This is a genomic window from Acidiplasma cupricumulans, from assembly GCF_001402935.1.
Taxonomy (GTDB): domain Archaea; phylum Thermoplasmatota; class Thermoplasmata; order Thermoplasmatales; family Thermoplasmataceae; genus Acidiplasma; species Acidiplasma aeolicum.
In genome coordinates, this window is sequence record NZ_LKBH01000136.1 from 1 (window position 1) to 3,366 (window position 3,366).

Consider the following 3,366-nt stretch of genomic DNA (forward strand, 5'->3'; position numbering starts at 1 on the left):
TCTATTTTATTTTAACATTAAACATTTTATATGCTTTTCAGGTGTAACTATATTTTGATTAAACAACTATGAGTTAAGGATTCAAACACGATCATTATTAAGTAATTGTTTGTTACTGCAACACCTTAAAAATCAATTTTTAAATATTTTTTTTAAATCCTCCTTTGTATCGACATCTAAAAGTGCATTATTATCAATCTCCACCCTGATTATGTCTTCTGGATGGTTTCTTAGAATAAATCGGCCTCCAACATCACCTTTAAGATTTAATAGGTCATTAAAATATTTAGATGAAAATATTGCAGGATTTACAGGAATTCCAGAATTATATGCACTTACAATGCCCGCATCATTCTGGCTGTATATATTAATCATCCTGTTAATTATGTTTTGATCTATTAATGGGGAATCCCCCAGAAGTATCATAACACCATCGATGTTATTTTCTACTTTTCTTAATCCGGCTGCTATTGATGTTGACATTCCGTTTTTATAATCATAATTGATGGCAATCTTGAACCCATTTAGATTAAGAACACTGTAATTTACAGCAGGATTAAAAACAATAATTTTTTCATATAACAATGAATTCCTGGCATTCTCAATTGTATATTCTATAAGCATTTTACCATTGATTTTGTAAAATAATTTGTTTTCACCAAATCTTCTTGATTCCCCTGAGGCAAGTATTATACCAGATACCCTTTTCATAAATCATAATGAATAAATGCAATAATAATGTTTATTTTATTAATTTAATCATGAAATCAGAAAAATCGATTACATTTTCGTCATATGAAAGATTATTGTAGCATAGCGGGCATATTGTAATAATCTTGCCAGCTGTTTGCTTCAAGTTATTATACCTTTTATATGAAACTTCCGATGCTATTTCTGGGAATAATAGTTCATCTGGGCCACCACAGCAGGATGTAAGGTTTTCCGGCTCATTTAGTTTAACATTAGCAGATTTTTTAAGTATATCAAGGGCCCTGTAATTATTTTTATGAAGTACAATATGGCATGGCTGCTGCACAGTTATTTCCTCACTGGTTTTTTCAAAGTTCATGTTAATTAAATCTGTATAATAATAAATTTCAAGGTCATAATTTTTTATGTATTCCGGATAAATATTTTTCATCAAATCATATGTATGCGGGTCTATGCATATTATTTTTTTAACATTCAATTTTTTAAGTTTATTATAAACATTATTTGCATATTTTTTAAATTCATTTATATAGCCAAGGTCATAAAGAAACATTCCTGGATAATCCTCATCTTCGCGAAGGTAATTAAATTTTACACCGGACATTTTTAACAACCTTACAATATTCCTTAAATTATTTTCCATTTTATTCTTCATATTAATGTCATAGAAATGCCTTGAGAGTTTTATTAAATCAGGATGCCTTGATATTAACCTTGAAAATGCATTAAATAGATTTCTATCAAAATATTTTCTTACATAATTTATGAATTTCGTATATGCCATAAGCTGGTACATATCACCTGTGAAAAGAATTGTATCTGACTCATCAAAATTTATTGATGATGCCCATTCTGCGGATTCCATATTTAATCCCAGGGGATTTCTGAATCTAAGTATTGTTTCCTTAATCATGTCCGCTATGTCCACCCTGTTACCATTAATATGCTTCTCTGCAATTTCCTCCTTCATTAAATGGCTTAACTCTCCAGCGTTAACGCCTGCAGGGCACACCTGAAGGCAGGCAAAGCAGTCAAGGCATGAATAAAAGGAATCTGAAATTTGGAGCTCTTCCCCTGTATTTATTGCAAACTGTGCAAGAATGATCCTTCCCCTGGCACCCTTTATTGAATTGTAACCTGCTGCAGGAAGTGTTGGGCATACAGATTCACAGAAACCACATTTTATGCATTCATCAGTAATTTTTAGAATCTGATTTTTAGTCATAAAATATCTTACCCCTGTTCATTATATTCTCCGGGTCAAATACTGCCTTAATCCTCTTCATTAATTCCAGTGAATAAAGGGAATTTCTTTCCTTATACTCCTCGTATAGAAGTTTATTTTTTTCAGTACCTATCCCATGTTCTGCTGATACACATCCCTTATGCCTTATGGCTGCCATGGCAATTTCCATCTGTAATTTTTCAACCTTTTCAAGTCCGGTTTTTGTGTTATCTGCAAATATATTTGCATGTATATTGCCATCCCCAATATGACCAAAAAGGCTTACATTTATCTTCATTTTGTCCACAGCATTTTTAATCTCCTTCAGTGTGGCAGGCAGTTCTGAGGCGGGAACTATGACATCGCCTATTATTACTATTTCATTTTTCTTCTCACGCTGGTTGAGCAGTGCTGAATAGGCACCCTTTCTGGCCTTATATATTTCATCCATTGTTTTTTGATCCATTATTGTTAAAACATCCTTTGTGTAATTTTTGATAATTTTTTCCACATTTTCAATTTTTCCTTTAAGGGAGGCCTCAGTTGAATCGATATCAACCATTAGCATGAACTGTGTGTAGTCCGGTATTTTTATGTTTAACTTATCCCTTATGGAATTAATGGTTTTTAAATCCATAAATTCGGCAATTAATGGCGTAATACCCGCATTCTTTACAGCGCTAAGGGCGGAACCAACATCATAAATATCATTGTAAAATGACAGTATTCTGCCATATTTTTCAGGAAGTGGCTCAATTTTTAATATAGCCTCTGTTAGAACACCGAGAGTGCCCTCGCTGCCTATAATAAGTGCAGTAAGATCATATCCAGCACTCCTTTTTAATGTATATTCTCCAGTTCTTATAATTTCACCCGTGGCCGTCACAAATTCAGTGCCAAGAACCCATTCCTTTGTTGCACCGTATCTTACTGCCCTGAGCCCACCGGCATTGGTTGAAATGGTGCCACCAACAGTTGATGCCTTTGAACTGGCGGGATCAGGTGGATAGAAAAATCCGTATTTGTTTAAATATTCATTTAGGTTATCAAGCCTTACCCCTGGCTGGCATACAACATATCTGCTTGCTATGTTTAATTCCAGTATTTTATCCATCTTCATGGTATTTATTATAATGCCATTATAATTGGTGACACTTGATCCTGTTAGTGATGTTCCACCACTTCTAACCGTTACATCAATTTTATATTTAGTACATAATTTTAATACTCTAGAAATCTGATCTGAATTCTCAGGTATAATTACAAGCTCTGGTATCCTTCCGGGCATATAAGAGGCGTCATTTTTATAGGGTATTTTTTCCTCAAGGTTCTGGAGAACATTATTTTCTCCTGCCGCCTGCCTAATTTCATTTAAAATGTCATTATTTATATTCATTACAATGATAATATTTTTATATTTATAAACTTGA

The 3,366-nt window shown here is 33.1% G+C and carries 3 protein-coding genes; all 3 read right to left on the bottom strand.

Annotation, left to right across the window (positions count from 1 at the left end; genetic code table 11):
- Positions 1 to 132 precede the first annotated feature (132 nt).
- Positions 133 to 711 (bottom strand): nucleotidyltransferase family protein, encoded by a 579-nt coding sequence (locus tag AOG55_RS04090; protein ID WP_048101216.1) that lies wholly within the window; start codon positions 709 to 711, stop codon positions 133 to 135.
- A 31-nt stretch (positions 712 to 742) separates the two neighbouring features.
- Entirely contained in the window at positions 743 to 1,936 is a 1,194-nt protein-coding gene (locus tag AOG55_RS04095) for a (Fe-S)-binding protein (RefSeq protein ID WP_048101217.1), read from the bottom strand.
- On the bottom strand, positions 1,929 to 3,366 hold a 1,438-nt coding region (locus AOG55_RS04100), incomplete at its 5' end, for an FAD-binding oxidoreductase (protein ID WP_330218575.1). The genes AOG55_RS04095 and AOG55_RS04100, both read right to left, overlap by 8 nt.

Coding starts and splice junctions, on each gene's coding strand:
- AOG55_RS04090 (WP_048101216.1), bottom strand. CDS start 711: ATGAAAAGGGTATCTGGTATAATACTTGCCTCAGGGGAATCAAGAAGA.
- AOG55_RS04095 (WP_048101217.1), bottom strand. CDS start 1,936: ATGACTAAAAATCAGATTCTAAAAATTACTGATGAATGCATAAAATGT.